This is a genomic window from Massilia sp. LXY-5, assembly GCF_059801075.1.
In genome coordinates, this window is record NZ_JBNNEH010000008.1 from 216924 (window position 1) to 234812 (window position 17889).

Genomic DNA, 17889 nt, shown 5'->3' on the forward strand with positions numbered 1-17889 from the left:
ATCTTCGATTTCATGGTTGGCCTGAGCATTACTGTTGTGATCTTTACACAACAACGCGTCGGCAGATTGGTCGACATGTTTTTTCTGGCGCTGTCAGTTGGGTCAGCGCTCGGGGCTGTGTGTTTTTTGAATAGGGCCAACGATGTCGAGTTACCGGGATGCAGCCGCTTGTAGGTTTTTCGTAGATCCGAAGCACTAGGATTGGCTTCATTTTTGCGCATTGCTGCTCGATCGATACGGTGCGCTGATCAGAAGACGCGTGCGCTGTCGTCACGGTTGAGTTTGGCGCGTCGATGTCCCGTATTGAGAGGTTTTTATTTGAAAACCAAAGTTAACCCTTGTTTACCTGTTTACGTCGTCTGAAACCTAGTAGCCATGCGGCTTCCAGCCGTTTTAGGTGAGCTTCGTCAGGTACTTCGGTGAGACCGGCCAGGGACATGCGTGAGTGTGTCCAGGGACCACGTCACTGCTGAGTGAGGGTGAGCAGGGACGGAGGGTGAGTGGATTCAGGCACCTATGCGGTCAAAGGTGAGCTCGATCAGGGACTGGCTTGGTCGTGCAGGTGAGCTTGCACAGGCAGCGTGAGCGTAAGGTGAGTCTCTTCAGGGACCTGTGGTTGTAATGTCCATGGATACTCGCCCTTCTGGAGGACGAAATCCATGCAAGCTTGTTCTCTCGGCTACCGCAGACGTCAAGGTGAGTACCTACAGGGAGGTGTCGCCTTCAATAACATGGAAGGTGAGGTTCTTCAGGGACTCAAGCCCTGACGTCGACCGATCTTGTGGCCCAGTCTAGTAGGGATAGATCCGTAAGGTGAGCTTTTACAGGGAGGTATGCTGTTCCGCTAAGGTGAGGCGCTACGGGGACGGTGGACTGAGGACGCCGCGTTTTTTCGTTGCTCTCTGTATGACTTCGAGTTGGTGGGGGACGATAAGGCACTCCCAGTAGTCGTGGGCTATACGAAGTTTTCGTGGGCCGAGCTTCATTGACGCATCTACTTTCTAGAAAGGTGAGGGTCCACAGGGAGGAAATGCGGATCACGTTCAGTAAGGTGAACTTCTACAGGGACGGTACGATTGGTGAACGGTTGTGCTCACCCTTGCAAAGGTGAATATACTTGACTCACGTATGGTGACGCATGCAATAATGCACGTCGGCAATGATGTAGAACGAGCGGTGAGGACAGGGGGGATGCGGATGGCAGAAGACGCCAAAGAGATGGCTGCCGGCATGGCCGATGTCGTCGAGACCTCTGTCAAATCGGCGGCGCCACGTTCGGAACTGGAGATTCGCAAGTCGAACGAAGCAATCGGACTACGGGTCGTGTCCGGTCGGTTGACGCTGCTGAATCGCAAGGTATTCAACGTCTTGATGTACCACGCTCAGCGGATTCGTAAGCTTGGGCAGGATGCGCCGATCGACACGCCGGCCGCTCAGAAATATTTCTGGGTGCCGCTGTCGGTGTTGGCAAGGAATGCCAGTTACGATAGTCGCGACATGCAGTTCTTGCGTGAGCAGATCGCCGAAATGCAGGACATCAAGCTCTTGCTCGAGACCGACCGCCAGTGGACGAGCGAGCGTCTGATCGCCTCGGTCACCTTCGTCAATCCCAAAGGTTTGCATAGCCGCACCGGGCAGGTGTGGGTTGGCTTCGCGTTTCCGCCGGAAGTGCACGAGAGCGTCATGCAGCCGGAAACCTATACCCGCCTAAGCATTCACTACCAGGGACTCCTGAAGTCCGGTACGGCGCTCGCATTGTACGAACTGTGCCGACGTTACGCCACCAACCCATCCAAGCTGACGTCGACTTATTCGGTCGAGCATTGGTACGGCCTGTTGACCGGTAACCCCATGCCGGAAAAGCCGGAGGATTTGCCTGAGTACAAATATTTCAAGCGGGATGTCCTCAAAAATGCCATCGCCGAGGTCAACCGCGTTACCGACATCGAAGTTGAGCTCATCGAGCACAAGCTGGGGCGCCGTGTCCAGCAGCTGCAGTTTCGCGTCTCATTCAAACCCGATACACAGCAAGAATCGCGTGCTCCGTTCACCATCGACCTGTCGCTCCTCGAGAAGTTAATGGCATTGGGCATGACCCAGCAGGAGGCTAGCAATGTCATTGGTGAGTATGCGGACGAGAAAATCGTACAAGCCTTGGCTGTCGTCGCGGCACGCGTCAGCTCTGCCAATGGGGGGCCCATCCATTCGAAGGTCGCCTATTTGCGTTGGGCTCTGAAAAGCGAAGCCAAGCTGCCGGAGAAGAAAGCGGGTCCGAAGTTGAAAGCTGGGTCCGCAAGTGAAGGCCCTACTTTACTCGAGCGTTTCCTGGCGGCGCGGGCCAAGCTTGCCCTCGATGTGTTTAACGAAATGGATGCCGAACAGCGCAGCGTCACCTACGAACAATACAAAACGCAGGCAACCGGGAAGGTGCCAGCACTGGAGAAGGCGCTCGAAAAAGGGGTGACGCGTACTGCCCTTAGCCTTTGGTATGCGGACGCGCTGTGGGGTGAGCCCACCGTCGAAAAGCTGTCGCATTTCGCGGACGCGAATCAGGTGTTGATCTAACCGACTCGATCGCTCTAACCGTTGAGAGAGGCAGGCCAGCAATAGGAACGCCTGGTGAAGGTTTGTTCGACCCTCATCGCGAAGGCTGGTCTCCGCAATCGACGAAGCCCTCCAGGGCCACTTAGGTCCCATTTTTACTCCGCTCGGCCTTCCATCCCGCGTGGACAGCTACCCTAGCTCTTGCTCTCGACGGCATCTTGAGCGAGACCTTCGACCGTGTCCTTCGTGATCTCGGAGCATGCAAAATTTATTGCTACTCTGCTACTTACTCGATACACTGAACTGGTTGTGAAGTTGCTAAGGATAATGCTGGGACGACAATCGACCCTCGGCCTTATGTCGAATCGCTTCTTTTATCCGCCTATCTTCCTCGGCATCGAGACAATGCACCCAGTTCGCCGCTTTAAATCTCCTACCTTATTGTTATCCGCCTGTGCGTTGGGTGCTTTCGGCACCTGGGCCGCCCTGAATTTTGTCGACAAGCGGTCATCGTCACCGCCGCCTGCGATCACCCTGGAAAACATGGGGCATCTCGTCTCCGTCAAGGTGAACTACGCGAACGTCATCGACTTCGTGCAGCCTCGAAAAGTTGGTGTGCCTCTGATGCCATGGGACCTGTCGCTTGGCGGCACCAAGATTCTCTACGTCGCCAAGGGCGATTGCACTGTCGCGTCCGATTTGCGTCAGGCACGCTACGAAAATATTGATAATGAAAAACGCGTGTTGACGGTGGTGCTGCCGATTCCTGCCCCGCTCCAAGCGCGCGTCAACCACGAAGCGCGTGCGAAGGGCGGGTCCTACTGGTACGCCATCTCCCGAAGCGGTCTCGAGACCATCTTACCCGGCTCGAAAAATATGACGTCGGCGATGGATGGCGCCTTACGTCGTGCCCAGAACGAGGTTGAGCAAGCCTGTCGAGAGCCAGCAGTCCTGGCGACGGCGAAAGCAAATGCCGAAGGGGTGCTTCGTAGCGTGTTTCTTGCGACCGGATGGAAGGTGAATTTTAGTTGGAAACAGTGAGGACGGCGTAAACAAGGACGTGTTCTCGTCGAAGCAATTACTCGTGCGCCGCAATCGTGTAGAGCGACAAGGCGAACCAACATGTTCAGCCACGTACCGGCGTGGACCTCCGACGTCACTCATGCGCGCCGCAGGTGGTTGTAGTTGCATGGCTGTACGCTCACCTGGCTCGCGAGCCCTTGCTGCGACCGGGCAGCTAGGGCCCCGGTTGCGGCGCTACGTATAAAGACCGGCTAAAAGTTGGCGGCCCAGCGCACCCAAAACTCAGGGTCGTCATGCGCGGCATTCGTCAGGGCGAACTCGAGAGTGAGCAGATAAAAACGGACACCTGGTTGGCGCATTCTCCCGTCAGGAAGCTCTAGGTAGTCGCGCAAAAGCCGGTAGGCCGGCGCTGACTCGTCATACGGTACGTCGATATGCACTTGGCCGCGGTAGGGCTGCTGCGTGCGCGGGTCGGCGAACGGTCCGCACTCCTGCCACGGCAGACCCTGTTGGTCGAGCCAGGTCAGCATGGCCATCCGCGCCGGATCTTGGGCAAATTGATAGCGTCGCCGTTCCTGCGCCGCTGTCGGATGAAACTCGAGGTACAACACGTCACGCCCAGCGCGGCGAGAAATCGCGTCGATATGTTGGATCAGTTGGGGCATAGGATTCACTTTCCTGCTGAAGACACGCGCCAGGTGCGTTTGGGTTCGGCTCGTCGCGGCAATGCGATGAGGTTGCTCTAAATGGGGCAGAACCGGAAAAGTCCGGTCTGCGCCTTTCCACCGCCTGGATGACGCTGCCGGCTCAGTACCCGTCCATGAACAGCACCATCTCGACGCCGCGCGTGGTCCACTGGCCGCTTCCGCCCTCCGCTAACGGCATGGCTGGGTAATTGCCGCCATTGAGCAGGTCGCGTATCTCGCGCACGAGCTCGCTGCCTGCGAGTTGGCCTGCCCAGGTCCGGTAGCCGTTCGGCCAGTGCCGAGAAAGGACGCGCGGCCGCGTACCGCCGCGGCCGGGCACGGTGCCGACGCCGGGAAATAGGAACGCCGGGTCTGCGTCCGGTGGCAATAAGCTGTCGAGCCGATGGGTAAGCGCGGCTGCCACGCGGCTATCCCAAATGGCCTGCGGGCGGCCACCATCTTCGAGGTGGGCGGTCGCGAAGGCGGCGACCTTGGTCCAGCCGCTGTTCATGTTGGCGCGCGCGGCGCTGTCGTGATCGAGCGCGGCCTGATATACCTGCTGGACGCTGGCGGGGGTGACCGTCTCCGGATCCTGGGGGACGCCACCCCAGCTGAAGACGACGTTTGCCAGTGCCACTGCTTCCTGCTGTTCAGCGTCGGTCCAGCTCCCATGCATCGTCAAGGCCTGCGCTAGTTTTCCGGAACGCTCGGCGATGACCGACACGTTGCGGCTGCTTGTCGCATAGCCTTGCGCTGGCGCTGGCCAGAAGTATGCATGCAGACGCGCGTCCCACCCATAGACCGGGGCGCCAAACGACCGCTTACGATAGGCCGGCTGGAACGGCTCGTGCTCGATACTGCGCACCAATGCTTCGACATACGATTTTCTGTTTCCCGCGATGGGCTCCTGCGCCGGTAGCAATGCTGGCGGTTGCGCCGGCAGCAGGCGCACAAGCGTGCCGTCGGACTCATGGTCGGCCTCGAGCAAGCGGCGTGCTTCGTCCACTGCGCGGTCACGCGTTTCCTCGGGCATGCCCGTCCACAAGGCGAGCGCTGCCGGGCTCAAGCTAACGCCCCTGACGGTACCCTTACGTCCCGCAACGACAAGGTCGACCGGCACAAACCATTGGCCGTTGTCGGCGCGCTCAAAAAAGGGGCCGGTGGCATGCATGGTATCGAGCTGTCCCGACGCAAGACGGAGGATGACGTCAAAACCGCATGCGCGCTCGCTCTTGCCGTCCGCTCGATCCGAGACCCCCAGCAACGTCGCGAGCGAATCCGTCGCATGGCGCCGCCGTATGGGCGTGGTCATGGGATCGGAGTCCGGATGCCATTCGCTCTTGAGTTCGTGCCACAGGGCGAGGATTAAATGAAGATCGGCGCAGCGTTTTTTGGTCGCAAATTGTACCTGGGGCATCGTGATTCCTTTATCGATTGAGAATTGGACAACGCTTGCTCGACGTATCGCTTGCTTGCCACGATCACATGATCCACCAAGAGGACGACAACTTACGTCGTCATTGATTGTCGACAATGCCCGACATATCCTGTCGTCCAGGTGAGGCAGAATCGGTTTATTTCGTTCGGAGAGCGTTATGTCATCAATTACGTCAGCAACCCAGCGCCAGGCGCTCGCCTATGCAGCCGAACTGGTCGAGAAAGTAGGGGCGATTGTGGTTGCGGCCGGTGCCGGGATCGGGGTCGATTCAGGGTTGCCGGATTTTCGCGGCCCCGAGGGTTTTTGGAAGGCCTACCCGGCATTGCGCCGCGCTGGGATGAAATTCGAGGACGTTGCCACCGCTGGTTGTTTCGATGAAGATCCGTACCGTGCCTGGGGCTTTTATGGACAGCGTTTGGCGCTGTACCGAAAAACTATTCCGCACGCGGGATTCGCACTCCTTAGGCGCTGGGGCAGGCTGGTCAATGGCGGCCACGCGGTCGTGACGACCAATGTCGATGGTCAGTTTCAGCGCGCCGACTTCGACCCAGATCGCTTGCATGAACGCCATGGCTCCATCCATTATTTGCAGTGTACGCTGCCATGCAGGCAGGAGATATGGAGCGCGGACGGCTTGACGGTCGCGGTCGACGAGGGACGCTGTCGTTGGTTGGGAGCGCTGCCGACCTGCCCACACTGCGGCGCGCTGGCGCGGCCGAACATCCTGATGTTTGGTGACAGCCGCTGGGTAGAAGAGCGCAGCGATCAACAGGAAAGCGGGGTGGAGGCGTGGCTCTCCGGGATTCATTCCCCTCTCGTGATCGAGATTGGTGCTGGTAACGGCGCGTCGGCCATTCGGAAGACGGCCGTCGAGATCACGACATCCCGCGGCGGACAGCTTATACGCATCAATCCAGCGAGCGAGCAGGACGAAGATGCCGACGTCGTCATCGCCATGCCGGCCCTACGCGCTCTGAAGGCGATCGACACGCTAATGGCGAGGCGCGCGGCTGCGGGACGGCCTGTTGTGAGCCTGTCGTCGGGGCGATCGCGCACTGCTCCTGTCGCCTCAGCTACGTCGCGCTCGGCCGACGACGTGGCTGATCCTGATGTACGACCTGTGCACAGTGAGGCTAGCACTCCTGGTGTCGGCAAGCGCCGTGCGGAGCAGACGCTACGGCGGCGCCTCAACTTATTGTCGCTGCTTCCCGATCCTGGGCACCCGGGCATGAGCGTACGAAACTTGACCGCCAAGCTTGAACGTGCCGGCTATCCATGCAGCGCCCGTACTGTCGAGCGGGATTTGGCGGAGATGGCGGATCTAAGTGGCGTATGGCTGTCGGCCGGCATAGCGCTCAAGGCACATCCCGACCCCTTTGACGCCCGGACGCAGCTATGGGCGCGTACGAAGTCGACTGAGCCATTAATGCTGCGGCTTGCGTCGGGTGAAGAGGTGTTACCGGAAGGCTTAGTGAAATCGGTCGGAGCCAAACGTCCAGCACTGAAGGAAGTGTGCGTTGCGGGCGCTGCGGAATGCTGTGCGTCAGCGCCGATGACGCTGGTGCTGCACTCACGCGCGGGGCGCGCTGGCGACGACCTCATGATGGATTATGTCCAGACACCATTGAGCGAGGATCAGCAGATTCACCCGCTCGCGACGGGCGCTCAGGAGCTATGCGCGACGGTGAGCTATACGCGCGAACTCGTATGGATGCTGCAATCGCAGGCCCATCTCGTAAAAGTAGTGGCGCCCGTTAGGTTGCGGCAGGAGCTGGAACATTTCGCCAGCTTGGTAGTACAGCAGTATGGTGTTGCGGTGGCGGAGGGGATTACGAATGGTCTACCTGAGTCGACTGACGATCACATCAGCTCTTAATACGATGATACCGTGCACGCGGTATAGATAGGCTACCTTGGTGACACGGTTCGTGGATTCTGCTTCGCTAAAGGGAAGCAGTTATTCCTTAATTAGTACGTCTAACAACATCACCTATTGCGCCGGTACCAACATCCTCGTACACTGAGTTATCTAGCGTCGGCAATTGGCTAAAGGGCCGCGGTCAGGCTCGAATCTTTCGAGGCCCTGGGAGCACAAATGATAATCAACACGTAAACCCCTCAAGAAAAAAGCGTCTTCGCAACGCGAAAGGTCGTCGTAATACGAATGGCGAGAACGGCAAAGGTTCGCGTAAACCTATCCCACTATTTAAGGCACGCGTCAGTAGGGCGGAACGGCATAGACAAGATCGTGTGTTAACGCCTGCGGCTGGCCTAGAAAGCGGTGATGAATTGACTGTTGTTGAAAATCTGGTTCGCGGAATGGAACCGAGAAAATAAGTGGCCAGATACTCCATTAGGCGCAGCCTTGAATTGGAGAGCTGGTAAGTAGGAAAGGTATGCTTTGGGCGAAGCCTGTCCTTCTTGAACGACGAAGATCGGCCAGAAGCGCACGTAAGCAAAAGCTAAAGTGAGGACCGGGTCGGGGATGTCGAACTCCCGATCAGATTCGACTCAGTCGAAAGGCGTCAGCGCTGAGTCGATGGGAATGGCCGATTCCAAATCTAACACGCTGTGACTTTTCGCAGCGATTTTCATTTTTCTGACGTTATTATTCGCGTAGCCTTTCCACAAAAATTCAGTTAAAACTTAATTTCATATGACTCTTTCCCTAGTAAAACAATGCTGCGTTCTGAGCGCCTTTTTTAGGGAACTCGGTGATGGGTAACATTACAAATCTGTCTGGTAAGGCAGGTGAATTCTTATGCGGAACGGAGCTTATGCGCCCAGTAGCTGGACCGCAATTCCTATTTGATGCCTATCTGCTGGGCGGGAATGCCCCCACTTTCGATTACATTGTTTATCTAGTTGATGGAAGCGGTGATAGGACGGGGGCATTTTTCTTTGTGCAAGTGAAAACCACCGCAACCACGCCGAAGAATGGCACCGGGTATTCAGTTGGCTTTAGCTTGACGGACGTTAGGCGAGCGCACGCGACAAAAATACCCTTCTTTGTATGCGCAGTTGATCGATCAATAACCGGAAGCGAAAAATTCTTCATTAAAGGTGTAAGCTCTACCCGTACTAAAGGTATCGCAAGGCTTGCTCCCGTGCATGACCTGACAACGGATTCGGTAAAAATCGCTTTATACAATGAGGTACAGCGACTTTGGACAGGCCAAGCCACTCCGTCATTAATGAAATTCATTTGAGAAATTATGGAACCAAAAAATCATGCTGTTGCGGCACGTTTTGCTGAGAATTTAGTCGGCACAATGTTGCAGAGATCTGGTGCCGAATTTGTTCAAACAACTCTTTCCAAGGACGGCGGTATTGATTTCCTCGTGAGAGGTAATGATGCTCTTTTTGCAATTCAGGTGAAATACACCACTGACTCTAAAAACGTCGATAGAATTTGGAAAGCATGGTCAGCCAATATCGATAACGAAGCGTCTGTGTCCTCTCAAAAGCAAGAATTAAGGAAAAATGGAGACGAACTTCACTCACCACACCTGGTGATTGTTACCGGAACTGGCGAAACTGTATTTACTGATGATGCAACGGCCCAGCTACTGGGAACAGATCAACGAACGGCGCTATCAATATTAGCTCCCGAGGTCTCGCGACCGAAATAAAAGATGACTAACTAACGAATTGCTGATTAGTTTAACTTTCCATAAGGTTTTACATCGTAAGTCATTCATTTTGTTGGGTGCGTGTGATTGAGTCGGAATAAATTAGGGTTTCGTTATAGTAATTTAGACAGCAGTAGTTCGTTTTCTGTAGCGAGAACCGGCGGTTAAAATCGGCGTGTCGTATGGTCTTGTCACGCTAACCGTTCTTTTCTGACATTTTGGACGCTCTGTGTGTGACAATTATCCCTTTACCGCTGAGGGTTGATTGTCTGCCTGCGGGGATTTACTATGTCTGCCCCGTGTCGGGGCGGACGCCTGCAGGAGTGCAGCGCCCGCCAAGACGCGTCAAGGCCCGTAAATCTCAGCCTCGTAGTTGGGCTCATACGGGCGCGGCGCACCATGCTGAGATACGTGCGCAATGTAGCCCTCTGCATAAAGCTGCCGGCCGATACACTTGAAACGAACCTCGGCAATGACCGGCGTAGCCAGAGCATCGTATTCGTTGTATGCCTGGACATCACCGTGTACCAGCATCGCTAGTTCATCGGCTACAGGGTCTTGTCCTGGCAACGGCGCGGCGTCGAGTGCCCAGTGTCCGTCCTTCATGCCGGTTCTGTTGGCGATCTCGTGGAACAGTGGGTGGGAGCTATCCTCGAACACATGGCGCGCGGCACTTTCCATAACCCTCGCTTCGCCAAGATAGCAACCTCTTGTGATGCGACCGGGTACCAACTCGTTGTGCGTCGGCCACCACTGCTCACGCGTAAGCGGTACGCCCATGCCGGCCGCGCGCTGCATCAGTCGTTCGAGATCGAGGACGACGTATTTGGCAGACTCGAGTGCGGCCAAGTCGTGCAGGCGTAGCGATGCATAGGTATTGTGGCCGAGCCCTGCGGCAAGCAGCTCCCGCGCTTGGCCGAGCTTGAAATAGGGGTAAAGGGTCGAGAGGGTCATATGGACAATCCCGCTCCAGCTGGTGAATCTGGTCATGGTGTGTAGTCTCCGGCGGACGTTAAGCGTTTAGCGTCCGTCACGAAAGCACCATGCGATGTTGGATGCGGTGATAAGCAGAAATCCCGTTCAAGCCGCTCAAAACTTAGGCCGGGTGCCTCGGCAATTGCTCGCCTCCCAAGCATTCTGCCACAAATTATGACGACTCAACAAATCCGTTTGCGTAAAAAATCTTTTGTAATCGACAGCTTATGATCATTGTCGCGCTGTAGGTAGTTCGCGCACTGGTGTTCCTGCAAACCAAGTTTCGCATCCACACTAACTTTCGCGCTCCAGTGGCAACGCCCCCGGTATACTGAACCATACTAATGTCTACTCTGGACGATTACCCTTGATTATCAAACGTCCGCAACGAGTCGGAAACAGACTGTCGCGCACCAACGTGTTCTGAAGCCAGTGGCAAACTTTATTATTCCAAGCGACCGACGCAAAACAGCATGCCGGATCCGGTTCGCTTCATAAGAGAGCCTGTAGCAAACTTTATTGTTCGTCCACTAAACATGAGTCGCAGTGCACTAGGCGTACGGTCACGGCTTGCCGATAGCCGGACCGCGACAAGCGCGTGCGTCCTCAGGAAATGGCATGTTGAGAAAATTGATCGATAACTGTGTTGGAACTTCAGGTATCTGCACGCGCGGGCAGTCTTCCCTCGCAAACTTTCTACGTACCGGGTACGACAGCGCGAGCGATTTTATGAGGTCGTCCACATGCTGAGTAAGTTGCGGACTCGTGTTTCACTCTGGCGCGCTGGTCGAAATGCCAAAGCCAAAGCCGCTCTGACTCGGGCTGAACCGCCGGACAAAGGCATTGGCGCTGAGGCGCCTATTCGAAAGGCATCGGATGACCGTCTGCGGCGGGTCGACTTTGCCGATCGCATCGCCACCGTGCTTTCGGAGCTCAGTCCGCGCGAGGGGCGGGTATTCGCGATTCGCGGTGGGTGGGGCTACGGTAAGTCTTCCCTCAAGAATCTGATTGCTGAGCTGCTCGACGGCAGGAAGGCCGGCGTCGCATGGCTCGACTTTAATCCGTGGCAATGGGGCGATGGCGACATGATCGCCCGTGCCCTCTTCACTCAGATGGCAAACCGCTTGGGCAGCGAGCATTCGGAGGACGCCGTCGAGCGCGCTGAAGCTTTACGCCGCTACGGCGAGCTTATAACGAATGCCGGGCCATCGATCAAAGACAATGCGGTTAAGATCCCATCTCCCTCGACACTTCTAACGAACGCCTCGGTTGTTGCCATCGCTGCCGCACTTAGTCTGCAACTCCCGCCAGAGGCGAAGGTCGCACGGGGACTCGCCTTCGTTGCACTTGTTTTGCCTTGGCTAAAATTACTATTCTGGCTGGGACGCCTGCTTTCGAGGCTTGGAGTGGACCGCAGCAAAGATTCACTCGACAAAGTGCGAAAATCCCTCGAAAAGCGTCTTCGCGAACTTGAAGGACCGCTGGTTGTATTCGTCGATGACATTGACCGCCTCGATCCCGAGCAAATCAGAGTGCTGCTGCGGCAGGTGAAGGCGAACGCCAACTTGCCCAATATCGTCTTCGTGCTCTTATTCCAAGCGAATATCGTAGAGCGCGCGCTGAACCGTATTGCCGGTGGGGATGGCCGGGCATTCCTCGAAAAAATCGTTCAGACCAACTTCGATTTACCGGTCGTTCCATTGTCCACGGTACATCAGATACTCGGGGAAGAGCTTGAGAACTTAGTAGGTCAATACGCGACAGCAGAAAGCGAATTTAAGGGCCCTCGTTGGGGTAACGTCCTGATCGGCTCCATCCAACCCATGGTGCGCAACCTACGCGACGTACGCCGACTGGTCTCATCAATTGCAGTTCACCTTCCTCTACACAAAGTGAACGATGTTTTCGAAGTCAACATCATCGATTTTCTTCTCCTGGAAACGTTGCGCGTTTTCGAACCTGGCCTTTACGAAGCGCTAATTCAGGAGCGGGAACTGTTGCTGCAGGAACGGCGCAGCAATGGACACGAGGATGTTGACAGGGAATCAGCCACGAAGCTTCTCGAGCTCGTTTCTCCGAAACGCCGGCAGATAGCGCGCCAAGCGCTTTGGGAGCTTTTCCCACCACTTGCATGGGCTTACGGAGGCAACAAGATAAATTTCCGCCTCGGCTGGCTGAACGAGAAGCGAGTGTGTAGCGAGCGCTATTATCCGCGCTACTTCGAACTCCAGACAGCCCCCGGTGAAATGTCGGAGAGCCGTTTTGCGTCATTCATCAAAGCAACCGCGTCAGAGCATATGTTGGCTGAAGCCATCGTTGGTATTGAGAATGATGGCCTGTTAGCGTCCCTCGTCGCACGATTCGATGAGTCCGTCGATCTCCTACCGATCCAAAATGCAGCTGTACTGCTGCCCGGTATGTTTGTGATCGCCCAAAAGTTCGCCGACCGAGGCGATATTAGCTCATTTGTTTCGCCGTGGATTTCGGCGTGGCGAGCGGCGCACTGGTTCAGCAAGCGGATACCTAGTACGGTAAGAGGCCACATAGTGCTTCAAGCGTTTCGGCAGACGAAGGCGCTTTCGATTGCTGCAATGCTCATTACTCTCAGCGACCCCGACGCCATAAGAAGGCAAGGAAGCGGGGCATGGGATCCGGCGCTAGACATCGAAGGCGTGAACGGTATGAAGGCTGAGTGGCTCCGTCTGATAAACGACCGCGCAGTTGACGCCGACGCATTAATCAACGAGCCGGATTTAGCGTCACAGCTCTCTTGGTGGAAAGAATTTACCGGCTCGCTTGAGGAACCTCGAAACTGGGTAGCACAAGGAATTCAAAGCAACAGCGGATTCGCGGCAATCGCAACGCGTATGATGCGCCGGGTCACGATACACACCGCGGGTAGCTTTGTCTCTGAGTTCCGTAATCACTTCGATAAAGCGGACATCGAGGACTTCATTGGCATTGCGGTTGCAAAGGCAAAATTAGAAACGATTGCGCCCGCTGATTTTCCCGAACACGAGGTGGCCCTGCAGGCTTTGAGAACCGCTGTCGACGAGTGGACTGCGTATGGTCATACGGCGCAGACTGAGCAGCACGCTGGAGGCGCCGGATGAGCTGGCACACCGAACTCGCGCTGCTCTAGCCCATGGTCATGCGCACGCTACCGAAGGTCCTCACTCGGCTATGAGCCGCAGTCAATTGCTGAAAGAATCGCTTTCAACAGCATCAAATAGAAAACTACATGAAAAAGCCGATACTCGTCCTAGTGCCGCCCCCGCCCAAAGGACCTCTGGGCGAGCCGCGATTAATTCCCTTTGCCGGCGACCTGGAGCCAATCGATCTCTCGAAAGGACTGGTCCTAGTCGAGCGCAAGACGCCGTACTTCGGAGTCGTTTGCTCGCCACATTCGTTACCAGTAAGCCCGATCGACTTGTCGGAAAAATAGCCTCGACACGGCCATGGGCAGGCATGCTAATTTAGGCGTTGTCGCCAGCGCTGCCTACTTTCGGCGCCATCCCCCAGCCAATGCATGACAGGAACTGATGACCATAGACTATCCCTCCGCAGCAACCGACCTCTTTTCGAGATGGCTCGCGAGCAGTACGGATTTTCAGGATCACTTCGTCGAAGATGGTGTTATCGATCTAGCCAAGTGGGTCGAGGCCGGCACGCAGATACTTTTCATCCTTCGGGAAACGAACGGCTACCGTAGCAGCATGGCGGCGTTGATTCACAAGGCGTGCACGACACATCCATCCAGCAAGCAATGGGATCGCCCGACTTTTCACAACGTCGGCCGTTGGGCAGATGGAATCCTCCATGCCACGGACGCAATGTTGCCGAGCTTTGATGCCGCGCACCAGAACAGGAAGACGGCGCTACTCGCCTGTGCCTTCATAAACTTGAAGAAGACCACGGGAGGTGCCAGAGCTACTGAAGCTGTTGAGCACGCTACTGCACGCGACGCGACCTTTCTACGCGAACAGATCGAATTGATTAATCCCCAGGTCGTCGTGTGCGGTGGGACCTATAAAGCGGTCAAACAACACCTTTATCCGGCTATGCGACGAGTTGCTCCACGCGTGCACGAAGTAGGCGAACGACTCTTCATCAACGCTAATCATCCATCGTACTTAAAAAAGACTGCAGAAATGTATGATGACGTGGTTGGAAGCTATCATCGATATCAGGCTACATTGAAGCAGGCGACAGTCTAAAGGATGTGTACTTGGGGGCCTCAAGACGGAATACTCTGTGAGTACCTGACGCGTGAAACGAAAGGCTGCGTCGAAGGCGTCGAGTCGTCCAACAAACTCTTGGATGGCTTCGCCTTTTCCGGAGATTGCGCATCGTCATAGGCGACCGCCTGATCCGCACCAGGCGTTCCTGTCGTTGTCTGCTCCGTCATCTCCTGGGAGTACGGCGAAAGGTTTTGTTCGGCGTTTTTAATCTGGACTACCCATATGGACTCTCGTACGACGAACGATGCTCTGGGCTGTTTTGATCGTCAGCTGCGCGAACGCTGGCTGCCTGCCTATTGCAATGACCCTATCCGAAACTATGGCGCAGAAGGTTATCGGCATGACAGCGCTGTTGTCGCCGCTGTAGACGCCTCCAATTTCATGTATGCGCTCGAAGCGGGCGTCGTTGTCGACACGGGCGGCGGACGCTATCGGGCACCGCGTAGCAAAGCAATTGAGGCGATTTTTTGGGAAGGCTTGAAGGCCACCGTGCCGCGGCCGATTACCCTCTCGCGAGAGCCAATTATTACGATCGCGTCCGCCGGCCGTTTGCACCGCGATTATGGGTGGCCTATCGAACTATTGGGCCTTCAGTCCAAGGACGGAGCGTTTGATCTCGTTGTGTACGGCGACGCCGACAGCGATCGTATCGCTATCGCCGGGGAGGTCAAAAAGTCTCTTAGTGAACTGTCAGGTATGATGGATCTACTACGCCAGTTTGCAGCCGACCCAGCCTTCGCCGCGCATGCCCACAAGGGTGCGGTAAGGAATGCGGCACGAAAATGGTGGGCACTTGCTACTGCGCGGCCACCGCTGTTTTGGGCGATCGGGCCGGGCGGCCACAGCGAACTGTTTTCAGTAACCTACGACGCCACGGGACCTCGGGAATTCAGTCCTCGGGCCATCTCCGAACTAGGTTTCGAAGCGCAGCGGTGATCCACTTGTAGACCTAAACCGGTGTCCGCTGGAATTCCACCAGCGGACTTTGGCCGAGTGACGGCGCCGAATCAGGCGTAGGCCGTCATCGACGGCGGCGCCATGTTTGCATGCACCACGTTCTCAACGAGCCGCATTGAGCGTCGATTTTTAGTGTGGAGTGCGGGCGCAATATTAAGCATCGCAAGCCAGCTGTCACGCTTTTACGCTGTCTTGCCAACCCTTCATTAGGGCGAGTAGGTAGGAGGCGTTAAAGCTCAACTCCCGATAGTCGGACCGCTGCCAAGAGCCCCCGGCGTCGAAGGCTTTCAGCACCGCGCTAACGTTCGCTCGCTGTTCGCGCCGAGGATGCCCCGACGCGGGCAGAAACTCGAATCCGTTACCAATCACTTCAACCCTAAAAGGGCGGTTGTGCGTAAGCGTGTGCAGCACGGTGCCCCGTTGGCTACGGGCGAAGTCGAGTAGGTGCTCAATGGTCGGTGTCATAGAAGCCTTCGGTGTGAGTTGGGACGTCGGAATACGTTGTGGTATGGGTTTGTGTACAACCACCGGAGATGGCGGCGTACTTGGCGGTAGCGGCGCTTGGCGCGGCCGGTTCCACGGCGGTGTCAACGCATCGAGCAGGGAGCCTTCGAGCTTGGCCAATACGTCTGCACCACGGCCGACCTGTCGCACTGACTGCGCCTCAAGGAAGGCCCAGATGCGCACCTGGCGGCCAAGACGCAGGGCCTGCACGATCTGTGTGTGGATTTCCTGCTGGGTAGCAGCTTCGCTTTGGGCAGTAGGGGTAGGGCACTGGTAGCTTTGTAGCTGCTGCCGCAGAGGCTGGCTAGTCTTGCCGATGTAAGCGAGCGCACCATCGACTGTGAACGCATACAGGGCAGGGCTGGCGCTGGCGGCTGGCTCCTGTAAACGCAGGCGTAGATCGTTCCCGTTGCCGCCGAGCGCCCACCAGCCGGCGCTAGCGAAGCCGGTTGCGGCGATCCGCTCGGTCGCGGCGAGTAAGGGGGCGCGTGCTCCTGGCGGCAGTGGAGCAAACGGGTCGATGGTGGAAGTCATGTGCTCTCCTTGGCTAAAGCGTCGATGTCGCGTCGTACACGCTGAAGCGCGTCCGCGAATACCACTTCGGTAACGCGCAGCGCAAATAGGTCCGGCGCCAAGCCAATACGTTCGGCGACTGCGTGCACGCAGCCGCGATCGGTCATCCACGCTCGTCCTGCATTGGCCTCGTCGACCGCCAATCCTGTGTGTTGGACGACCAGGTCACGCAACACTTTTAGGGGTGCCTCGCCTTGGCGCCCGGCCAATCGTCCGATGACGAGGGCTTCTAGTTCCTGCAGCGAACTAAACGGGCGGTTGGCCAGCTCCATCTCGGTGCCATCGACCGGCGTGGAGAGTGGGACGTAGCGCTGCCGTGCGATCAGCCAGGCTTTGGCGTCCTCGATGCGCACTACGACACGTCCTTTGCATTGTTCGGTGACGATTGAGTTGGGTCGAGCAGGGTTGGCGAACGTTCGGATGGATTGTTCTTCCAGTCCCGACAGGAGTGCCATTTGCCGGACCGTCAACGCAGTGCCATAACCGCCCTGAGGGAGGTCGCTGGCGCCTCCATTGATCAGTGCATCGAGATCGAGATGCTCGTCCTTGGCGTCGAAATTGAAGAAGCGCGGCAGCCCTTCCAAGGTCAGGCGCGCATTCGCGAGCTCTACCGTGTGCAGGCAGTGCCCAATGCTCTGCTGCCTGGCGACGCCGTTGTGTTGCAGGAAGCGCTGGAAGGCGGAGCGAGATAAATCGCGCACAAGTGCGGCAACAGCAATGTGATACCCGCCGGGACCGAGTTCTTCGATACTGGTGTCGCGTTGTCCTAGAAAGCCGAACCTGTACATAGCGACCAAACTGCGCACGAGTTCCCAATCCGCGACCGTCTGGAACGCCAGCCCCATGTCGTCCGGTTTCTCGATAAGTTTGCGTGACAGAACCTCGACATCTTGCGGGGCAAGCCCGGCTTGCCTGAGTGCTGCAGCCGTGTTCGCGAATGCCATCACTCCCTGCAAGTGAGAAAAGCATAGTGACACGATATCCGCACGAAACTCATCAAGGGTAAAGGGGATCGGGAAACGCGTCGCCGTCCCGGGCTGCTCTGTTTGCATCGTTAGACCTTATCAAAAGCATTCGATGTACGAACTGTAGCCTGTCGCCGCAAAAGAATCAACAGGAATATAGAATTCTATAATTGCAGTAACTCTTCTCTGCTGCCTGTAGCCGTCGCAGGTCCCCGCTCGCGGGAATTAGGCAGTGACTTCGCACACTCGTTAGCACGTCGAGGTCGTCCAGACGCGGTGCGAGGATACTAGGAACCTGTCTCGCTACGGAGAGCGGGGCTTGGGTGCCGTCGCAACTTGGTGTGCCGCCAA

13 protein-coding genes are annotated in these 17889 nt (G+C 56.6%); 8 read left to right on the forward strand and 5 right to left on the reverse strand.

Going from position 1 to position 17889, the window contains the following annotated elements; genetic code table 11:
• Positions 1-1197: 1197 nt before the first annotated feature.
• Together ACI48I_RS23330 and ACI48I_RS23335 are read left to right on the forward strand one after the other, a co-directional pair.
• Positions 1198-2565 carry a RepB family plasmid replication initiator protein gene (locus tag ACI48I_RS23330; RefSeq protein ID WP_498575616.1) on the forward strand — a complete coding sequence of 456 codons (1368 nt, stop codon included), beginning with the start codon at positions 1198-1200 and terminating at the stop codon, positions 2563-2565.
• Positions 2566-2781: 216 nt separating this feature from the next.
• The gene (locus ACI48I_RS23335) at positions 2782-3585 is read left to right on the forward strand and encodes a DUF4230 domain-containing protein (protein ID WP_498575617.1); all 804 of its coding nucleotides are present in this window, start codon (positions 2782-2784) and stop codon (positions 3583-3585) included.
• Positions 3586-3818: 233 nt separating this feature from the next.
• Here ACI48I_RS23335 and ACI48I_RS23340 read toward each other — a convergent pair whose 3' ends face one another.
• Positions 3819-4232: a hypothetical protein gene (locus tag ACI48I_RS23340; protein WP_498575618.1), complete on the reverse strand. Its 414-nt coding sequence runs from the start codon at positions 4230-4232 to the stop codon at positions 3819-3821.
• A 142-nt stretch (positions 4233-4374) separates the two neighbouring features.
• Positions 4375-5670, reverse strand: a complete 1296-nt coding sequence (locus ACI48I_RS23345; protein WP_498575619.1) for a hypothetical protein — start codon at positions 5668-5670, stop codon at positions 4375-4377.
• A gap of 178 nt (positions 5671-5848) precedes the next feature.
• On the opposite strand from ACI48I_RS23345, the gene ACI48I_RS23350 reads away from it, so the two are divergent.
• The 3 genes from ACI48I_RS23350 (at position 5849) to ACI48I_RS23360 (ending at position 9323) form a co-directional block, all read left to right on the forward strand.
• Complete coding sequence (locus tag ACI48I_RS23350) at positions 5849-7567, forward strand: SIR2 family NAD-dependent protein deacylase (protein ID WP_498575620.1); 1719 nt, start codon at positions 5849-5851, stop codon at positions 7565-7567.
• An 841-nt stretch (positions 7568-8408) separates the two neighbouring features.
• Complete coding sequence (locus ACI48I_RS23355) at positions 8409-8900, forward strand: hypothetical protein (RefSeq protein ID WP_498575621.1); 492 nt, start codon at positions 8409-8411, stop codon at positions 8898-8900.
• 6 nt (positions 8901-8906) lie between these two features.
• The gene (locus ACI48I_RS23360; RefSeq protein WP_498575622.1) at positions 8907-9323 is read left to right on the forward strand and encodes a restriction endonuclease; all 417 of its coding nucleotides are present in this window, start codon (positions 8907-8909) and stop codon (positions 9321-9323) included.
• 345 nt (positions 9324-9668) lie between these two features.
• Here the strand turns inward: ACI48I_RS23360 and ACI48I_RS23365 are convergent, their stop codons facing one another.
• The gene (locus ACI48I_RS23365) at positions 9669-10313 is read right to left on the reverse strand and encodes a hypothetical protein (RefSeq protein ID WP_498575623.1); all 645 of its coding nucleotides are present in this window, start codon (positions 10311-10313) and stop codon (positions 9669-9671) included.
• Between the two features lie 728 nt (positions 10314-11041).
• Between ACI48I_RS23365 and ACI48I_RS23370 the strand changes: the two genes are divergently transcribed.
• The 3 genes from ACI48I_RS23370 to ACI48I_RS23380 all read left to right on the forward strand — a co-directional run bounded on the left by ACI48I_RS23370 (position 11042) and on the right by ACI48I_RS23380 (position 15475).
• Positions 11042-13411, forward strand: a complete 2370-nt coding sequence (locus ACI48I_RS23370; RefSeq protein ID WP_498575624.1) for a KAP family P-loop NTPase fold protein — start codon at positions 11042-11044, stop codon at positions 13409-13411.
• Between the two features lie 429 nt (positions 13412-13840).
• Positions 13841-14515, forward strand: a complete 675-nt coding sequence (locus tag ACI48I_RS23375; protein ID WP_498575625.1) for a hypothetical protein — start codon at positions 13841-13843, stop codon at positions 14513-14515.
• Between the two features lie 246 nt (positions 14516-14761).
• Entirely contained in the window at positions 14762-15475 is a 714-nt protein-coding gene (locus ACI48I_RS23380) for a hypothetical protein (protein WP_498575626.1), read from the forward strand.
• A gap of 195 nt (positions 15476-15670) precedes the next feature.
• On the opposite strand, the gene ACI48I_RS23385 is transcribed toward ACI48I_RS23380, so the two are convergent.
• Together ACI48I_RS23385 and ACI48I_RS23390 are read right to left on the reverse strand one after the other, a co-directional pair.
• The gene (locus ACI48I_RS23385; RefSeq protein ID WP_498575627.1) at positions 15671-16534 is read right to left on the reverse strand and encodes a GIY-YIG nuclease family protein; all 864 of its coding nucleotides are present in this window, start codon (positions 16532-16534) and stop codon (positions 15671-15673) included.
• On the reverse strand, positions 16531-17625 hold the full coding sequence (locus ACI48I_RS23390; protein ID WP_498575628.1) for a hypothetical protein: 1095 nt from the start codon (positions 17623-17625) through the stop codon (positions 16531-16533). The genes ACI48I_RS23385 and ACI48I_RS23390 overlap by 4 nt, the downstream gene beginning before the upstream one ends.
• Between the last annotated feature and the right edge of the window lie 264 nt (positions 17626-17889).